Source organism: Pseudomonas sp. ArH3a (genome assembly GCF_022648765.1).
In the GTDB taxonomy this organism is placed as follows: domain Bacteria; phylum Pseudomonadota; class Gammaproteobacteria; order Pseudomonadales; family Pseudomonadaceae; genus Aquipseudomonas.
The window spans coordinates 593,268-612,781 of the sequence record NZ_CP080330.1 but is presented as its reverse complement, the minus strand read 5'-3'; the positions used below and the strand labels follow the sequence as shown (position 1 = coordinate 612,781).

Below are 19,514 nucleotides of genomic sequence, written 5' to 3'. Positions count from 1 at the left end.
TTATGGCTGTTAGCCACAGGCGTTGGGCGCAATCGTATGCGCGCGTTGAACTATGTGTCAATTTCGTGAATCGTCTGTATTTATTCAAAAAAAGTCTAAAGACGGCTCTAAACTGCTGATACAAAACGCTGAAAAATCTTCTTACACCTCTCAGAAACACATCAAGTAACAATATTTAGCGCCTACATGTTTGGGAATAGATAACGCACGCAAATGCAAAGCATTAACATTCGCGCGTTTTTTACTTCCCGAACTTTTTGGATGCCTGCCCCCATGCCTGCCTCTCGCCTGACGCCCATCACCCTTGGGCTTTCTGTTTTGCTGTCTGCCGGTTTTGCCGGCGCGACCACGGTCTTACCCGCCACTTCAATCAGCACCGAAGCTGACGAAGACGACCCACGCGTCAAAGAGACCAACACCGCCACCCGCACGGCCACGTCGGTGCGTTATGTGCCCCAGGCCATCGACTCGGTCAAAACCGAAAGCCTGCGCTCTTACGGCACAAACGACCTGGGCCAGGCACTCAGCGGGATTCCCAACGTCAGCAGCGGCGCCGACACGCGCTTCGACAGCCTGCGCATCCGTGGTTTTGACGCGAGCAATGACTTCTACCTGGACGGCATTCGCGACGACAGCCAGTACGTGCGCGACCTGCACAACATCGAGCGCATCGAAGTGCTCAAAGGCCCGGCAGCCGTGCTGTACGGGCGAGGCGGCCAGGGCGGCATCGTCAACCGCGTAAGCAAATTGCCCACGGCGGGGCAAAAATCCAGTATCGAAGCCCAAGGCGGCAGCAACGACCTGCGCAGCCTGTATGCCGACCTCAGCACCGACCCCACCGACACCATCAGCCTGCGCCTGAACATGGGCAACCAGGACAACAACAGCTTCCGTGATGGCGTCAGCGGCAACCGCCAGCTGTTCGCGCCGTCGATGAGCTGGCAGCTGACGCCCGACCTGAATTGGTTGGTGCAATACGAATACAGCCGCTACAACCGCACACCAGACCGTGGCATCCCCGGGGTCAACGGTCGCCCGGCGGACGTGAGCCGCAGCAGCACTTACTTTGACAGCCGCGACTACATCGACGACAAATCCCAGTCCCTGCGCTCCAAGCTTGCCTATGAACTCAACGCCAACTGGCAACTGCGCCACACCCTCGGCGTGTTCAAGCTCGACAGCGATTTCGACAACACCTACCAGACCGGCTACGACCCCAAAGCCAACCAGGTCACGCGCCAGCGTTGGCAGCAGGACCTGACCACCCGCAACGTGTTCAACAACCTTGAGCTGGAAGGTGGGTTTGACACCTTCGGCCTGGAGCACCGCCTGCTCACCGGTATAGAGCTGGGCAGCCAACGTCGCGATCCGAAGCTCTACAGCGCCACCGCCGTCAACCGGGGCGGCCAGGCCGTACCGAGCCTGGACCTCAACCAGCCCAACCGCCACCTGAGCCACACTGGGCGGATGAGCCTTTCAAGTAACAACCACACCGAAGTCGAAAGCCGTGCCGTGTACGTGCAGGACCAACTGCGCCTCAACGATCAATGGCAACTGCTGGCAGGCCTGCGTTACGACCACTTTGAAGTGGACACCACCAGCAAGGTGCTCAACACACAGCAGGACGTCGACAGCCGCAGCACCAGCCCGCGCGTAGGCTTGGTGTGGACGCCGCTGGAACAGCACTCGTTTTATGCCTCGTGGAGCAAGACCTTCTCCCCGGCAGGCGGCGGCCTGATTGGCATCACGCCGAATGCCGCCGGCAGCGTCAACGACCTGAGCCCCGAGCTGACCAAGCAAAAGGAAATCGGCGTAAAAAGCGACTGGCTCGACGACCGCCTGAGCACCACCCTCGCCGTGTACGAGCTTGAACTCTACAACCGCCGCACCAGCGACCCGCTGGACCGCACCATCACCCTGCTCAGCGGCCTGCAACGCTCACGCGGCGTGGAGCTGACCGCCACCGGCAAGATTGTGGATAACTGGTATGTGCGCGGTGGCGTCGGCCTGCAGGACGCCAAGGTCGAGAAAGACAACAACGGCTTTGCAGGCAAGCGTGTCAGCGATGTGGCCAAGCGTAATGCCAGCCTGTTTATCACCTGGAAACCGGAAATGGGTTGGTATGCAGAAACTGGTTTGACCTTGGTAGGCGACCGTTATGCCGACAGCCTCAACACTGTGGTGTTGCCGGGTTATGGTCGCTGGGATGCGTTGGCGGGGTTCCGCCAGAAGGAATGGGACGTGCGCGCGGCGCTGAACAATATCGCTGACAAAAACTACTACGCCTCGGCGACGAGTGCGGCGCAGATTCAGCCGGGTGAGCCGCGTAGCTTGGTGGTCACAGGCACCTACAGTTTCTAACGCCGATCACGCTCTAATGTGGGAGCAAGCTTGTGGTGAGGAGCGGGCTTGTTGTTGAAAGCGGGCTTGCTCGCGAAAGCGGTGGGTCAGTCAACATCCATGTTTGCTGGGCCGACGTCTTCGCGAGCAAGTCGAATCGTCGCACCGCCGCTCCCACAATTGATCGTGGTGCTTTTTCAGTTTTGCATCAACTCACACAACGCATGCACTTCATCCTCACTGAACAACCCTACCGGGTAACGTTCACTCATCACGCTGCGCAAGTCAGGCTGTTGCCTTGCCTGTCGCGAGCCGTTTGCCTTCAACCAAAGCGCCAGCGCCTGGATCGCCTCACCGTTGACCCGCGTGGGGTGGAATGGGCGCGTGTGGATCAGGTTGATATCGGCATTCATTTCAGCGCTCTCTCCTACTGCTTGAGCGGCTAACTTACTCAAGGTTTATGACAGAACTGTGCAGTCACGACCTTGGGTTACTGTGCCAACACCGATACAAGAGCTATGCCAATGTCCTGTGTTTATAGACATTCGAACACAAAAAAGCCCGCGGCCTTGCTGGGCCGCGGGCTTGCTGTGAGCGCTATAAACAGGTAGCGCCGGGGTTTCGCTCAAGCGCTGTTACAACTGCACTCAGTTTTTGTGCGGCGCCGGCTGTTGTTGGGTCAGGCAGTGGATATTGCCGCCGCCCAGTAACAGTTCGCGGCCCGGCACCATCACTACTTCGTGCTGCGGGAACAGGTTCTGCAGGATTTCCTTGGCCTGGCGGTCCATAGGGTCGTCGAAGCTCGGCGCGATGATGCCGCCGTTGACGATCAGGAAATTCACGTAGGAGCCGGCCAAGCGCACGCTCGGGTTACGTTCCTGGCTGCCATCCACCGGGTCCACACCGGCGCACTCTTCTTCGGTAGCGTACAACGGGCCGGGGATCGGCATTTTATGCACGGTGAACGCGCGTCCCTGAGCGTCGGTGCTGCTTTGCAGCACGTTCATGGCCGCGTGGCAGCGCGCGTAGTTCGGGTCTTGCGGGTCATCGGTCCAGGCCAGCAGCACTTCGCCCGGGCGTACGTAGCAGCAGAAGTTATCCACATGGCCGTCGGTTTCGTCGTTGAACAGGCCGTCCGGCAGCCAGATGATCTTATCCACAGCCAGGTTGGCGCTGAGCACCGCTTCGATGGCCGCGCGATCCAGGTGCGGGTTGCGATTGCGGTTCAACAGGCATTCTTCGGTGGTGATCAGCGTGCCTTCGCCGTCGACGTGGATCGAACCGCCTTCCAGCACAAAACCCTCAGTGCGGTAACGCGGCGCGCGCTCGATCTCGAGGATCTTGCCACCCACCTGCGAATCACGGTTCCACGGCGAGTACAGGCCGCCGTCAAAGCCGCCCCAGGCGTTGAAATCCCAGTTCACACCGCGCACTTCGCCGCTGTTGTTGATCACGAAGGTTGGGCCGGTGTCGCGCACCCAGGCGTCGTCGTTGGACATTTCCACCACACGGATATTGGGCACGTCCAAACGCGCACGCGCGTTTTCGTACTGCCCGGCGGACACACCGACCGTCACCGGCTCGAACCGCGCAATGGCCTTGGCCACGGCCGCGTGGGCCGCCTGCGCCGGCTTGCCGCCCAGGCGCCAGTTGTCGGGGCGCTCAGGCCAGATCATCCACGTTTGGGTCTGTGGCGCCCATTCGGCGGGCATGTAGAAGCCATCGGCGCGAGGTGTGCTGTGCAGGGTGGTCATGGCGTTCAGGACTCCGAATGGGATGAAGGCCGATTTTATAACGGATAAAAATCGGCCTTAAAAGCGATTGAATATAATAGCTGGCAAACATGACGGTTAATAGCCGATAACAATCGGCTATCTAGCGTAGCTCCTCCAGCACCTTCGACAGCATGTCGACAAAGAAATCCACACTGCGTTTAGAGGTGACCATTGGCGGTTTGATCTTCAAGATGTTGAGGTAGTCGCCGGTCGGCTGCATGAAAATCCCCAGTTCCCGCAAGCGATCACACAGCAGCGCGGTTTCTTCTGTGGCGGGTTCCAGGGTATCGCGGTCGCGCACCAACTCCAGGCCCAAATAGAAGCCGGAACCATGAACCGCCCCCACCAGCAGGTGGCGATCAATCAGTGCTTGCAGCCGAGCTTTGAAATGCCCACCAACTACTTGGGCGTTTTCCCACAGCTTTTCTTCCTCCATCACATCCAGCACGGCCATGCCGATGCGACAACTGACCGGGCTGCCGCCCGACGAGGAGAAGAAATACCCCTCGGCCTCCAGCGCTTCGGCGATTTCGCGCCGGGTAATCACCGCGCCCAGCGGCTGGCCGTTGCCCATGCCCTTGGCCATGGTGATGATGTCCGGCACCACGCCCTGCTCCTCAAAGCCCCAGAAGAAATGGCCCATGCGGCCGTAACCCACCTGCACTTCATCGGCGATGCACACGCCGCCCTGGGCGCGCACCAACCCGTACACCTGCTGCAAATAGCCCGGCGGCAGGGAGATGCCACCGGCGTTGCCGTACACCGGCTCGCAAATGAAACCCGCCAACTGGCGTTTGCTCTCGGCGATTTTCGCCAGGTTGTGTTCCACACTTCGCACGTAGTCAGGCGCACTGCCCTGCCCACGGAACTCGCCGCGATAGGTATTCGGCGCCGTCACCGGGTGCACCCAGTCCGGGCGGCTGCTCAGTGCCTGCGGGTTGTCGGCAATCGAGGTGGACACCGCATCCGACGCTACCGACCAGCCGTGGTAAGCCTCCAGCACGCTGAGCATGTCGCGCCCGCCGCTGTAGGCCCAGGCCAGGCGAATCGCCAGGTCATTGGCCTCGGTGCCGCTGTTGACCAGGAAGACCCGGTCCATGCCTTCCGGCGCCAACGCCAGCAAACGCTCGGAGAACTCTGCAATTGCTGCGTAGTGAAAGCGCGAGTTGGTGTTGAGCAGCGACCATTGCCGCGCCGCCACCGCCGCCATGCGTGGGTGGCCATGGCCCAGCACCGCCACGTTGTTGAGCATGTCCAGGTAGGAACGGCCCTGCATGTCGATCAGGTGGTTGCGCCAGCCGCGCTCGATGCGTGGCGGGTCGACGTAATAGTGTTTTTGCGAACGGGCGAAGCTGGCATCACGGCGCGCCAGCAAGGCCTCGGCGTCCAACTCGGGTTCAGCATCACAGGCCAGCCCCAGCAGCGTGGCGGGCGATGGGCAGAGGGCCTGCCAGGCCTGCGCCTGAGACGGCGTGCAGAACAACGGCGGCTCAAGGTCGGCGCGGCATAACTGCACGGTGAGCGGCGCGTGGACCTCACCGAGGAGTTGGCCTTTCACCAGCACCGCGCCCGGTTTCAACGCGGTGGTTACACCCCATAAACGCAGGCTCAACTGGGCGTCATGCACGCACAGCAAACCGTCGGCGCCCTGGCGCAGCGTCCCGCCAAACGGCGCGTCCAATACTGTGCCATGGGGCAGGTGCAATTCCACGTGAAGCGGGAACGTTTGCGGCTCGATGGCACTGTCGGCACAGGTCCGCGACAGCCGGTATTGCCCATAGCGGCTGGCCGCCAACCCATGCACTGCCGCCGCTTCATCCAGCAACCGCCGGTCTATGCCGGGCAACGCCCAATTGCCGGCCTCGAAATGCGGGCTGAGTACGCCCAAGTCGATCAGCGCAAATTCACGCCCCACCAGGCCCGGCAGCAAAGGTGCGAAGTCTTGGTCGGCCATCGGCGGCAATGCTTCACCGACACACCCCAGAACCGCCGCTTCCATCAGCTCAAACGGCACCGAGGTCGCCACATGGAAGATTTCCCACTCGTGCTCGGCGTTTTTCAGTAAGTAGGTGTTATCCGGATCCAGGCGTTGCTGCTGTTCGCTGCTGAGCACCAGCACCGCCGCGCGCGCCACGATCAACGGCCACAGCGCTTGCAGCTCCTGGCGCCGCAACGGTGTCACCGCGTGACACGCCTGGATCGCCGGCAGGATGGCAAACGGGTCACCGTCAGCGTGGTGCAACAGGGCTGCGCAGGTCACCGACAAGTCGGCAATGCGCCAGGTGTGCACCAGGTCGCCGAAATCAATCACGCCCTGAACCTGCCAGTGCCGCTGGGCGTCGCGCTGCCAGACCACATTGTCATCGGTAATGTCCATGTGCACGGCTTGCCACGGCAGGTGCTCGGCCAACGGCCGAATGCGCGCCTCTACGTGCTCGCCCACCCGCTCGATAGCGTCGCGATGCGGCAGGTTTTCCAAGGTGGCCAGCAGGTGCTTGATCAGTGCATGCGCATGGCGCGGGTCCCATTGCAACGTGCGGTCCAGGCCGGGGTGTTCGAACCGCGCGAGGGCATGGCTGACCTGGCCGCACAGTTCACCGAAGCCTGCGATTACGTCGCGGCCCAGGTGAGGTAAATGGGTCAGGGGCTGGCCGTCGATGTAGTCCAGCACCCTCAGGTGCACGGTTTGCCCGTCGACGGCCACGCTCAGCAACTCCTCACCGGTCAGTGCGCGGATAACCTTGGGTACGCGTACGTGTGCTTGCAGGTCATGGAGGGCGGCATGCTGGGCGTGCAGCTCAACCGCCGCGTAGTCACCCCGGCAGATTTTCAGAACAAACCGGCCACGGGCGCTGTCGATTCGGTAATTGAGGTCTTGTTGGCTGCCCAGCGACTGCAATGTGCCTGTCAGGCCGTAATGTTGCTCGAGCAACTGCGCAGCTTGATCAGCACTCACGTCTGGGCAAGGCAAGCTGGCACGGTGGATCAACGTGGCGAGTAACATTGTGGCGACCTCTGCGTTTTCAGGCGCCTATATCGCCATTGTTCGGGGGCGTTAATCAACCCCTCACGCATACCGCGCTTGCACGGGCCCGATTCACAACTCAAGCTATGTCTCATTCGCCCAGTGTCCGTCTAAGGAAAAGGCCCTCGACATGCGTATTCTCATCACCGGCGGTGCCGGCTTTATTGGCTCCGCCCTGGTTCGCCACCTGATTCAAAACACCGAGCACGAAGTGCTCAACTTGGACAAACTCACCTACGCCGGCAACCTGGAGTCGCTGACCAGCATCGCGTCCAACAGCCGCTATGAGTTCGTGCAGGCCGATATCATCGACCAGGCCGCTGTCAGCGCCGTGCTGGCGCGCTTTGAGCCCCAGGCGATCATGCACCTGGCCGCCGAGTCGCACGTCGACCGTTCCATTGACGGCCCGTCGGATTTTATCCAGACCAATATCGTCGGCACCTACAGCCTGCTGGAAGCCACTCGTGCTTATTGGCAAACGCTGCAAGAGCCGGCCAAGAGCGCGTTCCGCTTCCACCACATCTCCACCGACGAGGTCTACGGCGACCTGCATGGCGTGGACGACCTGTTCACTGAAACCACGCCTTACGCGCCCAGCTCGCCGTACTCCGCCAGCAAAGCGGCGTCCGACCACCTGGTTCGCGCCTGGCAGCGCACTTATGGCCTGCCGGTATTGCTGACTAACTGCTCGAACAACTACGGGCCGTTCCATTTCCCTGAGAAGTTGATCCCGCTGGTGATCCTCAACGCCCTCGCAGGCAAGCCACTGCCGGTCTACGGTGACGGTTTGCAGGTGCGCGACTGGCTGTTCGTCGAAGATCACGCCCGCGCGCTGTTAAAAGTCGTGACCGAAGGCGTGGTAGGCGAGACCTACAACATCGGTGGCCACAACGAGCAGAAGAACATCGATGTAGTGCGCGGCATTTGTGGCCTGTTGGAAGAGCTAGCGCCACAACGCCCGGCCGGTGTGGATAAATTCACCGACCTGATCACATTCGTCAAAGACCGCCCAGGCCATGACCAACGCTACGCAATCGATGCGAGCAAGATCGAGCGCGAATTGGGTTGGGTTCCGCAAGAAACCTTCGAAACCGGCCTGCGCAAAACCGTGCAGTGGTACCTCGATAACCTCGACTGGTGCGGCCGAGTCCAGGACGGTAGCTATCAAGGCGAACGGCTTGGCAACACCGAGCCAAAAGACCTGATCGCATAACAAAGCATCACGCACCACAGCTAGGCATAATGCGCCTGTACCCACAGGCGCACGACTCCCATGACTCCTCCCCTCCCGCGAAGACCCCGCTGGCGCAGCCTCGCCTTGTTGGCGTTGTGCCTGGCACCGCTGCTGTGGCCGCTGGAGCACTTGGCCGAGCGCTATTACCGCAGCGAACTCGCCGGGCAAAACCGCCAGACCCTCGACCTGTACGTCGCCAACCTGCTCGGCACGTTGCACCGCTATGAAGTGCTGCCGCAGATCCTCGGTGACTTGCCGGCCCTGCGCACCGTGCTGGATGCGCCCCACGTCAGCACCAACCTAGCCAATGCCAACCTGCTGCTCAAGGACGTCGCCACCCAGGCCGGGGTGGAAGTGATGTACCTGATGGACACCACCGGCAAGACCCTCGCCGCCTCCAACTGGGATAAACAGGACAGCTTTGTCGGCCGCAATTTCTCATTTCGCCCCTACTTCAGCGAAGCCATGGCCGGGCGCCTGGGGCGGTTTTTCGGCTTGGGCACCACGTCGGCCAAGCGCGGCTACTTCTTCGCCGCCGCCGTGCGCGATGGCGACACCATCATTGGCGTGCTGGTGGTCAAGGTCGACCTGGACCACACCGAAAGCCTGTGGGGCAACACGCCGGAACAACTGCTGGTCACCGACCATAACGGCGTGGTGATCCTCACCTCGCGCCCGCAATGGCGATTCCGCGCCACGCGGCCACTGACCGCCGAAGAGCACCAGGCAATCATCGCGATCCAGCCCTACCCAACCCGCGACCCGCAGCCGCTGGCACTCAGTTCCACGGCGTGGTTGCGCCAATCCACCGCCATCGCCGAGACCGGCTGGAATGTGGAAATCCTCGCGCCACGCTCGCTGATCAACCGCCCGGTGCGCACGGTGGTCGCTGTGGGTGGTGCGACGTTGCTGGTGTTGATGTTGCTGCTGGGGTTGATGATGCAACGCCGTCGCCATTACCTGGAGCGCATCGCCTTCGAAGCCAAGGCGCGCCGTGAGCTGGAAGCCCGTGTGGTCGAGCGCACCAGCGACCTGGAAGGCCTTAACCGGCGCCTGAAACAGGAAGTGCTCGAGCGCGAACACGCCCAGCAGGAGTTGGTTCGCGCCCAGGACGACCTGGTGCAAGCCGGCAAACTGTCGGCGCTGGGAACCATGTCGGCGAGCATCAGCCACGAACTCAATCAACCGCTTGCGGCGATTCGCAGCTATGCGGAAAACGCCGAGATCCTGCTCGACCACGAGCGCACCAATGACGCTCGCGGCAACCTAAAACTGATCAGCGAACTGACCGGGCGCATGGCCTCGATCATCGCGCATTTGCGTGCGTTCGCCCGGCGCGACCGTCACGCCCCGGAAAGCGTGGCCCTGCAGCCAGCGCTGGATGATGCGCTGGCGTTGCTGGCCAAGCGGCGGCGGTCGATGGAAGTCGAGCTGATCCGCGATTTGCCGGAGGCGACCCTGTGGGTGCAAGCCGGGGAAACCCGTCTGCGCCAGGTGCTGGGCAACTTGCTGGCCAACGCCCTCGACGCCCTCACCGAAAAAGGCCCGCCGCGCAAGCTCTGGCTGAGTGCCGAAGCCACCGAACAGGGCGTCAACCTGTACATTCGCGACAATGGCCCAGGCTTTTGCATGGAAGCCCTGGGCCGCGCCAGCGAGCCGTTCTACACCACCAAGACCCGCACCCAAGGCTTGGGGTTGGGGCTGGCGATTTGTGACACGCTGATGCGTGCCTTTGGCGGCGATTTGTCGTTCGCCAACCACAAGGAAGGCGGCGCGCTGTTAACCTTGAAATTGCGTGCCGGCTCGCCGGGCGTCAGTCTGCAACCGTCCGAGGACCGCAGTGTATGAGTATCGATAACCAGATTCAGGTGGTGCTGATCGACGACGATCCACACCTGCGTCAGGCCCTGTGCCAGACCCTGGACCTGGCCGGGCTGAACGTCCTGACTCTGGGCGAAGCCACCGGCCTCACCGCGCGCTTGTCGCGGGACTGGCCGGGCGTGGTGGTCAGTGACATCCGCATGCCTGGCATGGACGGCCTGGAGCTGCTCACCGAACTGCACGGCCAGGACCCGGAGCTGCCGGTGCTGTTGATCACCGGCCACGGCGACGTACCGCTGGCGGTGCAAGCGATGCGCGCCGGCGCTTACGACTTCCTGGAAAAACCCTTCGCCAGCGACGCGCTGCTCGACAGCGTGCGCCGCGCCCTGGCCCTGCGCCGGCTGGTGCTGGACAACCGCAGCCTGCGCCTGGCCCTCAGTGACCGCCAGCAATTGAGCACGCGGCTGGTGGGGCACTCGCCGCAGATGCTGCGCTTGCGCGAGCAGATCGGCGCCCTGGCCGCAACCCGCGCCGACGTGCTGATCCTCGGCGAAACCGGTGCCGGTAAGGAAGTGGTGGCGCGTGCGCTGCATGACCTGTCGAACCGGCGCAGCGGGCCGTTTGTGGCGATCAACGCTGGTGCCCTGGCCGAATCGGTGGTCGAAAGCGAGCTGTTCGGCCATGAGCCGGGCGCGTTTACCGGCGCGCAAAAACGCCGTATCGGCAAATTCGAATTCGCCAATGGCGGCACGCTGTTTCTCGATGAAATCGAAAGCATGAGCCTGGATGTGCAGGTCAAGCTGCTGCGCCTGTTGCAGGAGCGTGTGGTCGAACGCCTGGGCGGCAATCAGCTGATCCCGCTGGATATCCGCATCATCGCCGCCACCAAGGAAGACCTGCGACAGGCGGCCGATCAAGGCCGCTTCCGTGCCGACTTGTATTACCGCCTCAACGTCGCGCCGCTGCGCATTCCGCCGCTGCGCGAGCGCGGTGAAGATGCCTTGATGCTGTTCCAACATTTTGCCGACGAAGCCAGCAGCCGCCACGGCCTACCCTTGCACGAGCTGCAACCGGGCCAGCGGGCGCTGCTGTTGCGCCACAGTTGGCCGGGCAACGTGCGCGAGCTGCAAAATGCAGCCGAACGCTTTGCCCTTGGGTTGGAGCTGGCACTGGACGCCACAGCGGATAACCCCGCCGCCGGCGTGCTGACTTCCACCCCAGGTGGTTTGAGTGAGCAGGTCGAGCAGTTCGAAAAAAGCCTGATCGCCGCCGAACTGACCCGCCCCCACAGCTCCGTGCGCAGCCTCGCCGAAGCCCTGGGCATACCGCGCAAAACCCTGCACGACAAACTGCGCAAGCACGGCCTGAACTTCGCCGACAGCGCCAGCCACAGCGCCGACGACGAATGACCCCGCCCACCCGCCAAGAGGCCGCCATGAGCCGCAACAGCCGTTACCTGGAATCCATCCTCCACCACGACATCCCCTTGACCCGAGAAATGGGCCTCAAGGTGCTCGACTGGCAACACGGCCAACTGCAACTGCACCTGCCCTTGCAAGCCAACATCAACCACAAGAGCACCATGTTCGGTGGCAGCCTCTACTGCGGCACGGTGCTGGCGGGCTGGGGTTGGCTGCACCTGCAATTACGTGAAGAAGGTATTGAAGACGGGCATATCGTGATTCAGGAAGGGCAGATCAGTTACCCGCTGCCGGTCACGCGGGATGCGACGGTGGTGTGCCAGGCGCCAGAGGAGAAGGTGTGGAAGCGCTTTTTGGCGACGTACAGGCGTTATGGCCGGGCGCGGTTGACGCTGGAAACGTGGGTTGTGAATGAGGGCAGTGAGGAGCAGGCGGTGACCTTCACCGGCCAGTACGTCCTGCACCGCTAACCGCCACAACACAAAAACCAATGTGGGAGCTGGCTTGCCTGCGATAGCGGTAGATCAGTCACTTAAGCGGTGACTGTCAGATCGCTATCGCAGGCAAACCAGCTCCCACATTTTGATTTTTTGAGGCCTTAAGAACGGGCCAGGGTCAGCAGGCGCTCGCGCCAGGCGGCCTTCGCCGGCAACGCCAAAAAGAACGGGTTCAGCAACGATTCCCGCGCCGGATAGCTGAAGGGTTTACCACTCAACTCCAACACTTCGCCGCCCGCCCCTTCCAACACACCCTGGGCCGCAGCCGTGTCCCACTGCGAAGTCGGCGCCAAACGCGGATAGCAATCGGCGCTGCCCTCGGCCAACAGGCAGAATTTCAGCGAGCTGCCGATATTCGCCAGTTTCAGCTCACCCAAGCCTTCGCTCAAACCGTCGAGCAGGCGCTCCTGCTCCGGGCTGGTATGGCGACGGCTGGCCACCACGGTAAAAGCCTCGCCCGCTGCAGGGGCCCGACGAACTTGAATGTGCTTGGGCGCTTCATTCACATCGGAGCGCCACGCCCCCAGGCCCGCGCCACCAAAGTAGCACCGGCCACTGGTAGGCATCGACACCACGCCAAACACCACGCGGCCTTGTTCGATCAAGGCAATGTTGACGGTGAACTCTTCGCTGCCCGAGATAAATTCCTTGGTGCCATCCAACGGGTCCACCAGCCACCAGCGCTGCCAGGCCGCGCGTACACTTTGGTCGATATCCGCGTCTTCTTCGGACAACACCGGAATGCTTGGGTCGAGCGTGGTAAGGCCGGCGAGAATCAGGTGGTGAGCGGCCAGGTCCGCTGCCGTTACGGGCGAATCATCAGCCTTGGAGGTGACCGCCACATCGGCGCGCCAGTACGGCAGGATCACTTCACCGGCCTGGCGGGCCAGTTCAATCACAGGGGCGATTAACGGGTGGCCTAAAAACAGTTCGCTCATGCGCTAAACGCTCCACGCTGGGTCAACAAATCTCGTACCAGATACAGCGCAGCCAGGGCGCGGCCTTCGCTGAATTGCTCGTTTTGCGCCAGTTGCGACAACTCGCGCAGGTTGACCCGCTCCACGCGCATCGGCTCAGGCTCATCGCCTTCCAGGCGTTCTTCGTACAGGTCGGTGGCCAGCACCACCTGGATTTTCTGGCTCATGTAGCCAGGCGACAGCGACAGCTCGGTAATGTGTTCCAACTGCCGCGCACCGTAGCCGGCCTCTTCCTTGAGTTCACGGTCGGCGGCCGCCAGCACGTCTTCGCCGGGTTCAATCAGGCCCTTGGGCAACGACAACTCATATTCGTCGGTGCCGCCGCAGTATTCTTCGATCAGCAACGCGTGGTCCTCATCAATCATCGCCACGATCATCACCGCGCCGTAGCCGGCACCGCGGCCTACCAGGCGCTCGTAGGTCCGTTCAACGCCATTGGAAAAGCGCAATTGCACTTCCTCCACGCGGAACAAACGGCTACTGGCGACTATTTCGCGGGCGAGGACGGTGGGTTTCTGGCGCATAAGCGGCTCCTTGGCGTGATCGGGTTACTATACCGTGGCTTTTCCGATTGTCTGTGTCGGATATCTTTACTTACATGAGAACGCCCCATGCCCGCTTTGAACTGGCACGCCATCGACACCGTCTTGCTGGACATGGACGGCACCTTGCTCGACCTGCATTTCGACAACCACTTCTGGATGGAGCACCTGCCCCAGCGCTACGCCGAGCTGCACGGGGTGAGCCGCGCCATGGCGCAGATGGAATTGCAGCCGCTGTTCGAGCGTAACGCCGGACAGTTGCAATGGTATTGCCTGGACTTCTGGAGCACGGAGCTGAATATTCCGGTGCGCGAGCTCAAGTTGGAAACTGCCCACCTGATCGCCCTGCGCCCGGACGCGGACACGTTTCTGGCGGCGATCAAACAGGCCGGCAAGCGCGTGATTCTGATCACCAACGCTCATCGTGATTCGCTGTCATTGAAGTTGGAACGCATTGAACTGGCGCCGTATTTCGAGCGGCTGATCAGCTCCCATGACTACGGTTTCCCCAAGGAAAACCCGCAATTCTGGGCAGCCCTGCAAGCCGACATCCACTTCGACCCGGCCCGTAGCCTGTTTATTGATGACACCCTGCCGATCCTGCGCAGTGCCCGGGATTTTGGCGTGGGGCATTTGCTGGCGGTGAAAGAGCCGGACAGTAAGAAGGGGCCAAAGGACACGGCGGAATTTGCGGCAGTTGATGACTACCGGGACCTCATTGCCGGACTTTAATCAAATGTGTGCGCTGGCTTGCCCGCGATGCAGGCACCTCGGTTTATCAATTGCACCGAGGTGATGTTATCGCAGCGGTTCGACAAGCCAGCGCCCACACAAGCGCGCTCTACAGAGAGTGCTTACTTGGCTGGAATACGCAGCGTCTGCCCAGGGTAGATTTTGTCCGGATGCGACAACAGCGGCTTGTTGGCTTCGAAGATCTTGTTGTACAGATTCGCATCACCGTAAACAGTCTTGGAGATAGCGCTCAGGGTGTCGCCCTTTTTCACCACGACAAAGGTGGCTGCAGCGACTACAGGCCCAGAAACGGTGATCTGGTCATCTACACTGCCAACACCGGCAATATTGCCTGCCGCCAGGATGATTTTTTCTTTCTCTTCCTGGGTGGCAACTTCGCCTTTGACGGTGACTTTGTCGCCATCAACGGTTGCGGTGACATTCGGATTTCCAAGCCCAACATCGCTGATGTGCTTCTTCAACTCCTCACTTGCGTTCGCATTACCCGGCGTCAACAGGTCAATAAGCTTCTCGCCAGCTTCCTTAACAAAGCTAAAAATACTCATGGTGCGCTCTCCTTGGGGTTTAAGTTCCAGATGCCCAAGACTAGACCAGTCCTACAGGCTTGGGTTCCAGGCCGACCAAAGACCCAAACGCGCTAGAATCCCCCGCCATTGGAATAAGCCCGGAGCGAAGATGGACATCAAACAGCTGAAATTCCTCATCGCCCTCGACGAGACCCGGCACTTCGGCCAGGCGGCAGCGCGCTGCCACATCACCCAGCCGACCCTGTCGATGCGCCTGCGCAACCTCGAAGAAGAGTTGGATTTGCCGCTGGTCAATCGCGGCCAGCGCTTCGAAGGCTTTACCGCGCCGGGCGAACGCGTATTGGCATGGGCCCGCACCGTGCTGGCGGCGTATGACGGCTTGCAGGCCGAAGCAGCGGCGTGTCGCGGCAATTTGGTCGGTACGTTGCGCCTGGGCGTGGTGCCACTGTCGAGCTTCGACCCCTTGACGCTGATGCAGCAACTGCATAAAGAGCATCCGAGCCTGCGCTTTGAGCTGTCGGCATTAAGCTCCGAGCAAATCCTCGAACAACTGGCGAGCAATCGCCTGGACTTGGGCGTGTCCTACCTGGAACGCCTGGACAACGAGCGCTTCGACTCGCTGGCCCTGGGCGAAACCCGCATGGGCCTGCTCTACGACCAGCGTTTTTTTAGCTTCGGCGACAAGCCGTTGAGCTGGGAGGCGCTGATCGAATTGCCATTGGGCATGCTCACCAGCGGCATGCACTTTCGCCAATCCATCGACCACAACTTCCACAGCCGTGGGCTCAACCCGCAGCCTTTGTTGCAAACCGATGCGGTGCACCAATTGTTACAGGCCGTGCACGGCGGCCTGTGTTGCGCCGTGATGCCACTGGATGGCGGCCTTGATGCGCTGACCGAGCACCTGCGTCTGCAACCTATTGAGGACGCTCACACCCTAGCCCGCCTTGGGCTGATCATGCGTCGCAGCGCGCCGCGTTCGGCATTGGCAGAAGCTTGTTTTGCGCTGTTTCAGAAATCGCAGCAAGAGCCTTGATCGACGTCATCTATCGGTAGATCAGTACTGGCAATTAGACGCGACGCTTTGTCGCGCCTAGTCTGAACACTGATCAATCCGCCGGTGGTACTGCCCCATGAACGCCAAGCGCCCAGTCTGCGCGGCGCCCGCCCTCGAAACGCCCGCGCCCGCCGCCAGCCAGAGCTACCAGTTTTGCAACCTCGAACACACAGAAGTCGCCAGCACTGCGTTGGCGGAAGAAGTGGCGTTGGCGATTGCTTATAACGATATCAGCCAGGCCGTCATGCTGGTGACGCCGACGGACCTGGAAGACTTCATCGTCGGCTTCAGCATCGGAAGCGGCATTATCGCCGACGTTAGCGACATATATGATCTGAAACTCAGCGGTTCGGGCTCAGCCCAATACGCCCAGGTGCAGATTTCCAGCCGGGCCTTTTGGAACCTCAAGCAGCAGCGCCGCCAATTGGCCGGCACCAGCGGCTGCGGTTTGTGCGGTGTGGAGGCGGTAGAGCAAGCCTTGCCCGACCTTCAAGTGCTGCCCGGTGCGCCCTTGCCACCCGCCGAATGGCTCGACGGCCTGCGCCAACGCATCAGCGCGTTCCAGCCCTTGGGCCAGTACAGCGGCGCGGTGCATGCGGCGGTGTTTATGAATAACCAGGGCGAATTGCTCATGGGCCGCGAAGACATCGGCCGGCATAACGCCCTGGATAAACTGATCGGCGCCCTGATCCGCCAAAAAATTCCGACCGACGGCGGCCTGGCGATTGTTACCAGTCGCTGCAGCCTCGAATTGATCCAGAAAGTCTTGCGCGCGGGCATCCAGACCTTGGTCAGCCTGTCGTCGCCCACCGGCCTGGCCCTGCAATGGGCGCGCCGGCACAACCTCAACCTCATCCACCTGCCGCAGAAAAGTGCGCCGCGGGTCTACAGCCCCGCGATGGAGAACCAGCCATGAGCATGCATCACCAAGCCGACCAAACCCCGACCCCGCGCTACAAGCCCTACAAAGGCGCGGCCGGCGGCTGGGGCGCGCTGATCAGTGTGGCGCAGGCCTGGCTGAGCAGCGACAACGCGATGAAAAACCTGCGCATGATGCTCAAGACCAACCAGAACGGCGGCTTCGACTGCCCGGGCTGCGCGTGGGGCGATTCGCCGGAAAGCGGCATGGTCAAGTTCTGCGAAAACGGCGCTAAGGCAGTTAACTGGGAAGCCACCAAACGCCGTGTGGATGCTGCATTTTTTGCCAAGCACAGCGTCACCGCGCTGCTGGAGCAAAGCGACTATTGGCTGGAATACCAAGGCCGCCTGACCGAACCGATGCGCTATGACGCCGAAACTGACCGCTACAAGGCTATCAGTTGGGAAGCGGCGTTCGATCTGGTCGGCAAGCACCTCAACGCCTTGCCAAGCCCGGACATGGCCGAGTTCTACACCTCGGGCCGGGCCAGCAACGAAGCGGCGTACCTGTATCAGCTGTTTGTGCGCGCCTACGGCACCAACAACTTCCCGGACTGCTCGAACATGTGCCACGAAGCCAGCGGTGTGGCCCTGGCGCAAAGCGTGGGCGTGGGCAAAGGCACCGTGACCTTTGATGACTTCGAACACGCCGATGCGATTTTCGTGTGGGGCCAGAACCCCGGCACCAACCACCCGCGCATGCTCGAACCGCTGCGTGAAGCGGTTAAACGCGGCGCCCAGGTGGTGTGCGTCAACCCGCTGAAAGAGCGCGGGCTGGAACGCTTCCAGCACCCGCAACACCCGCTGGAAATGCTCACCAACGGCGACAAACCAACCAACACCGCGTACTTCCGCCCGGCGCTGGGTGGCGACATGGCCATCTTGCGTGGCATGGCTAAGTTCCTGCTGCTGTGGGAGCGCCAGGCCCAGGCCGAAGGCAAAGAAGCGGTGTTCGATCACGACTTCCTCAACGAGCACACCACCAACGTGCTCGAGTACCTCGGCCAGATCGACGACACCTCGTGGGATGAAATCGTCGAGCAGTCCGGCCTGACCTTGGTTGAGATCGAGCAAGCGGCGCGCATGTATGCCAAAGGCAAAAACGTGATCATGTGCTGGGCGATGGGCATCACCCAGCACCGCCATTCGGTGCCGACCATCCAGGAAATCGCCAACCTGATGCTGCTGCGCGGCAACATCGGCCGCCCAGGCGCAGGCCTGTGCCCGGTGCGTGGCCACAGTAACGTGCAGGGCGACCGCACCATGGGCATCAACGAACGTCCACCAGTGGCGTTCCTCGACTCACTGGAACGTCGCTTCCAGTTCCAGGTGCCGCGCCACAATGGCCATAACGTGGTCGAAGCGATCCACGCGATGCTCGAAGGCCGCTCCAAGGTGTTTATCGGCCTGGGCGGCAACTTCGCCCAAGCTACGCCAGACAGCCCGCGCACTTTCGAAGCCCTGCGCAGCTGCGACCTGACCGTGCAGATCAGCACCAAGCTCAACCGCAGCCACCTGATGCACGGTAAAGACGCGCTGATCCTGCCGTGCCTGGGCCGCACCGACATCGATATCCAGGCCGAAGGCCCGCAAGCGGTGACGGTGGAAGACTCGTTCAGCATGGTTCACGATTCCAATGGCCAGTTGCAGCCGCTGTCGAAGCTGATGAAATCCGAGCCTGCCATCCTCGCCGGTATTGCCGCCGCGACCCTGGGCAGCAAACCGGTGGACTGGAACTGGCTGGTGGCTGACTACGGGCGCATCCGCGACCTGATCGCCGACACCATCCCTGGCTTCAAGGATTTCAACGAACGCCTCAAACACCCGGGCGGTTTTTACCTGGGTAACTCCGCCGGTGCACGCCGTTGGAACACGCCTTCGGGCCGCGCCAACTTCCGCCCGAACGTGCTGCCCAAAGACCTGATCCACGAACGCACCCACGCCACAGGCCGGGTGCCGGACCTGATCATGCAATCGATGCGCTCCCACGATCAGTACAACACCACCATTTATGGCCTGGACGACCGCTACCGTGGCGTGAAAGGCCAGCGTGACGTGCTCTTCGTCAACGAAGCCGACATCATCCGCCTGGGCTTCAAACCGGGGCAGAAGGCTGACATCGTTTCGCTGTGGGAAGATGGTCGTGAACGCCGTGTGAAAGGCTTCACCTTGCTGGCGTTTGATATTCCGGCGGGGCAGGCAGCGGCTTATTACCCGGAAGTGAACCCACTGGTGCCGCTGGAAAGCACTGGGGATGGCAGCCATACGCCGACGTCTAAGTTTGTGGCGATTCGTTTGGAAGCGGCGAGCGCGACGGGCCTGATCATGGCGCATTCGGCCTGACTGGGATTGTTGCGGCGAGCCGGCTTGTCGAATCGTCGCACCGCCCCCAATAACGTCACCGCATTCTTTCAGTCAGAACGCAGTGCCTGGACCAGGGGCCGCTGCGCAGCCCAACGCGGGCGGTGCGACGATTCAACAAGCCCGGCCGCCACAATAAAGCGTTAACGACTACTAATTCCGCAGGCACAAAAAAGGCCGCTTTTGCATAAAAGCGGCCTTTCCCAAGTAGCTAAAGACTCGCAAAAACGACTTAAGTTCCTCATACAAAACAGTAACTTAGCAAA

Annotated in this window: 15 protein-coding genes; 9 read left to right on the top strand and 6 right to left on the bottom strand. The window is 61.4% G+C overall.

From position 1 onward, the window contains the following. The first annotated feature begins 273 nt into the window (after positions 1 to 273). Complete coding sequence (locus tag K0P33_RS02695) at positions 274 to 2,361, top strand: TonB-dependent siderophore receptor (RefSeq protein WP_094950901.1); 2,088 nt, start codon at positions 274 to 276, stop codon at positions 2,359 to 2,361. Between the two features lie 176 nt (positions 2,362 to 2,537). Here K0P33_RS02695 and K0P33_RS02690 read toward each other — a convergent pair whose 3' ends face one another. The 3 genes from K0P33_RS02690 to K0P33_RS02680 form a co-directional block, all read right to left on the bottom strand. Then, complete coding sequence (locus K0P33_RS02690; protein ID WP_094950900.1) at positions 2,538 to 2,753, bottom strand: hypothetical protein; 216 nt, start codon at positions 2,751 to 2,753, stop codon at positions 2,538 to 2,540. A 234-nt stretch (positions 2,754 to 2,987) separates the two neighbouring features. Continuing rightward, complete coding sequence (gene aguA / locus K0P33_RS02685; protein ID WP_242153929.1) at positions 2,988 to 4,094, bottom strand: agmatine deiminase; 1,107 nt, start codon at positions 4,092 to 4,094, stop codon at positions 2,988 to 2,990. A gap of 121 nt (positions 4,095 to 4,215) precedes the next feature. Then, the gene (locus tag K0P33_RS02680) at positions 4,216 to 7,119 is read right to left on the bottom strand and encodes an aminotransferase (protein ID WP_242153927.1); all 2,904 of its coding nucleotides are present in this window, start codon (positions 7,117 to 7,119) and stop codon (positions 4,216 to 4,218) included. A 151-nt stretch (positions 7,120 to 7,270) separates the two neighbouring features. Here K0P33_RS02680 and rfbB point away from each other — a divergent pair, with 151 nt between their 5' ends. Genes rfbB through K0P33_RS02660 form a run of 4 tightly spaced genes read left to right on the top strand, consistent with a single transcriptional unit; the run spans position 7,271 to position 12,086 of the window. Beyond that, positions 7,271 to 8,353 carry a dTDP-glucose 4,6-dehydratase gene (gene rfbB, locus K0P33_RS02675; RefSeq protein ID WP_094950897.1) on the top strand — a complete coding sequence of 361 codons (1,083 nt, stop codon included), beginning with the start codon at positions 7,271 to 7,273 and terminating at the stop codon, positions 8,351 to 8,353. Positions 8,354 to 8,413: 60 nt separating this feature from the next. Beyond that, a complete protein-coding gene (locus tag K0P33_RS02670; RefSeq protein WP_242153925.1) occupies positions 8,414 to 10,222 on the top strand; it encodes an ATP-binding protein in 1,809 nt (602 codons plus the stop codon). After that, positions 10,219 to 11,604 carry a sigma-54 dependent transcriptional regulator gene (locus K0P33_RS02665; RefSeq protein WP_083355757.1) on the top strand — a complete coding sequence of 462 codons (1,386 nt, stop codon included), beginning with the start codon at positions 10,219 to 10,221 and terminating at the stop codon, positions 11,602 to 11,604. The genes K0P33_RS02670 and K0P33_RS02665 overlap by 4 nt, the downstream gene beginning before the upstream one ends. Before the next feature lie 26 nt (positions 11,605 to 11,630). After that, positions 11,631 to 12,086 (top strand): YiiD C-terminal domain-containing protein, encoded by a 456-nt coding sequence (locus K0P33_RS02660; protein ID WP_094950895.1) that lies wholly within the window; start codon positions 11,631 to 11,633, stop codon positions 12,084 to 12,086. A 128-nt stretch (positions 12,087 to 12,214) separates the two neighbouring features. On the opposite strand, the gene cysQ is transcribed toward K0P33_RS02660, so the two are convergent. Together cysQ and nudE are read right to left on the bottom strand one after the other, a co-directional pair. Then, positions 12,215 to 13,051, bottom strand: coding sequence for a 3'(2'),5'-bisphosphate nucleotidase CysQ (gene cysQ, locus K0P33_RS02655; RefSeq protein WP_094950894.1), 837 nt, complete (start codon positions 13,049 to 13,051; stop codon positions 12,215 to 12,217). Then, positions 13,048 to 13,614: an ADP compounds hydrolase NudE gene (gene nudE, locus K0P33_RS02650; RefSeq protein WP_094950893.1), complete on the bottom strand. Its 567-nt coding sequence runs from the start codon at positions 13,612 to 13,614 to the stop codon at positions 13,048 to 13,050. The genes cysQ and nudE overlap by 4 nt, the downstream gene beginning before the upstream one ends. 87 nt (positions 13,615 to 13,701) lie before the next feature. Here nudE and yrfG point away from each other — a divergent pair, with 87 nt between their 5' ends. Then, positions 13,702 to 14,364, top strand: a complete 663-nt coding sequence (gene yrfG, locus K0P33_RS02645) for a GMP/IMP nucleotidase (RefSeq protein ID WP_242153923.1) — start codon at positions 13,702 to 13,704, stop codon at positions 14,362 to 14,364. Between the two features lie 122 nt (positions 14,365 to 14,486). Here yrfG and lysM read toward each other — a convergent pair whose 3' ends face one another. Continuing rightward, entirely contained in the window at positions 14,487 to 14,930 is a 444-nt protein-coding gene (gene lysM, locus K0P33_RS02640; protein WP_094950891.1) for a peptidoglycan-binding protein LysM, read from the bottom strand. A 130-nt stretch (positions 14,931 to 15,060) separates the two neighbouring features. On the opposite strand from lysM, the gene K0P33_RS02635 reads away from it, so the two are divergent. The 3 genes from K0P33_RS02635 to K0P33_RS02625 all read left to right on the top strand — a co-directional run bounded on the left by K0P33_RS02635 (position 15,061) and on the right by K0P33_RS02625 (position 19,230). After that, positions 15,061 to 15,948: a LysR family transcriptional regulator gene (locus tag K0P33_RS02635; RefSeq protein WP_094950890.1), complete on the top strand. Its 888-nt coding sequence runs from the start codon at positions 15,061 to 15,063 to the stop codon at positions 15,946 to 15,948. 97 nt (positions 15,949 to 16,045) lie between these two features. Further along, the gene (gene fdhD, locus K0P33_RS02630) at positions 16,046 to 16,885 is read left to right on the top strand and encodes a formate dehydrogenase accessory sulfurtransferase FdhD (RefSeq protein WP_094950889.1); all 840 of its coding nucleotides are present in this window, start codon (positions 16,046 to 16,048) and stop codon (positions 16,883 to 16,885) included. Beyond that, complete coding sequence (locus K0P33_RS02625; RefSeq protein WP_242153920.1) at positions 16,882 to 19,230, top strand: FdhF/YdeP family oxidoreductase; 2,349 nt, start codon at positions 16,882 to 16,884, stop codon at positions 19,228 to 19,230. Before fdhD ends, K0P33_RS02625 begins: the two co-directional genes overlap by 4 nt. Positions 19,231 to 19,514: the final 284 nt, after the last annotated feature.

Coding starts and splice junctions, on each gene's coding strand:
- aguA (WP_242153929.1), bottom strand. CDS start 4,094: ATGACCACCCTGCACAGCACACCTCGCGCCGATGGCTTCTACATGCCC.
- yrfG (WP_242153923.1), top strand. CDS start 13,702: ATGCCCGCTTTGAACTGGCACGCCATCGACACCGTCTTGCTGGACATG.
- cysQ (WP_094950894.1), bottom strand. CDS start 13,051: ATGAGCGAACTGTTTTTAGGCCACCCGTTAATCGCCCCTGTGATTGAA.
- lysM (WP_094950891.1), bottom strand. CDS start 14,930: ATGAGTATTTTTAGCTTTGTTAAGGAAGCTGGCGAGAAGCTTATTGAC.
- nudE (WP_094950893.1), bottom strand. CDS start 13,614: ATGCGCCAGAAACCCACCGTCCTCGCCCGCGAAATAGTCGCCAGTAGC.
- fdhD (WP_094950889.1), top strand. CDS start 16,046: ATGAACGCCAAGCGCCCAGTCTGCGCGGCGCCCGCCCTCGAAACGCCC.
- K0P33_RS02625 (WP_242153920.1), top strand. CDS start 16,882: ATGAGCATGCATCACCAAGCCGACCAAACCCCGACCCCGCGCTACAAG.
- K0P33_RS02690 (WP_094950900.1), bottom strand. CDS start 2,753: ATGAATGCCGATATCAACCTGATCCACACGCGCCCATTCCACCCCACG.
- K0P33_RS02695 (WP_094950901.1), top strand. CDS start 274: ATGCCTGCCTCTCGCCTGACGCCCATCACCCTTGGGCTTTCTGTTTTG.
- K0P33_RS02660 (WP_094950895.1), top strand. CDS start 11,631: ATGAGCCGCAACAGCCGTTACCTGGAATCCATCCTCCACCACGACATC.
- K0P33_RS02670 (WP_242153925.1), top strand. CDS start 8,414: ATGACTCCTCCCCTCCCGCGAAGACCCCGCTGGCGCAGCCTCGCCTTG.
- K0P33_RS02680 (WP_242153927.1), bottom strand. CDS start 7,119: ATGTTACTCGCCACGTTGATCCACCGTGCCAGCTTGCCTTGCCCAGAC.
- K0P33_RS02635 (WP_094950890.1), top strand. CDS start 15,061: ATGGACATCAAACAGCTGAAATTCCTCATCGCCCTCGACGAGACCCGG.
- K0P33_RS02665 (WP_083355757.1), top strand. CDS start 10,219: ATGAGTATCGATAACCAGATTCAGGTGGTGCTGATCGACGACGATCCA.
- rfbB (WP_094950897.1), top strand. CDS start 7,271: ATGCGTATTCTCATCACCGGCGGTGCCGGCTTTATTGGCTCCGCCCTG.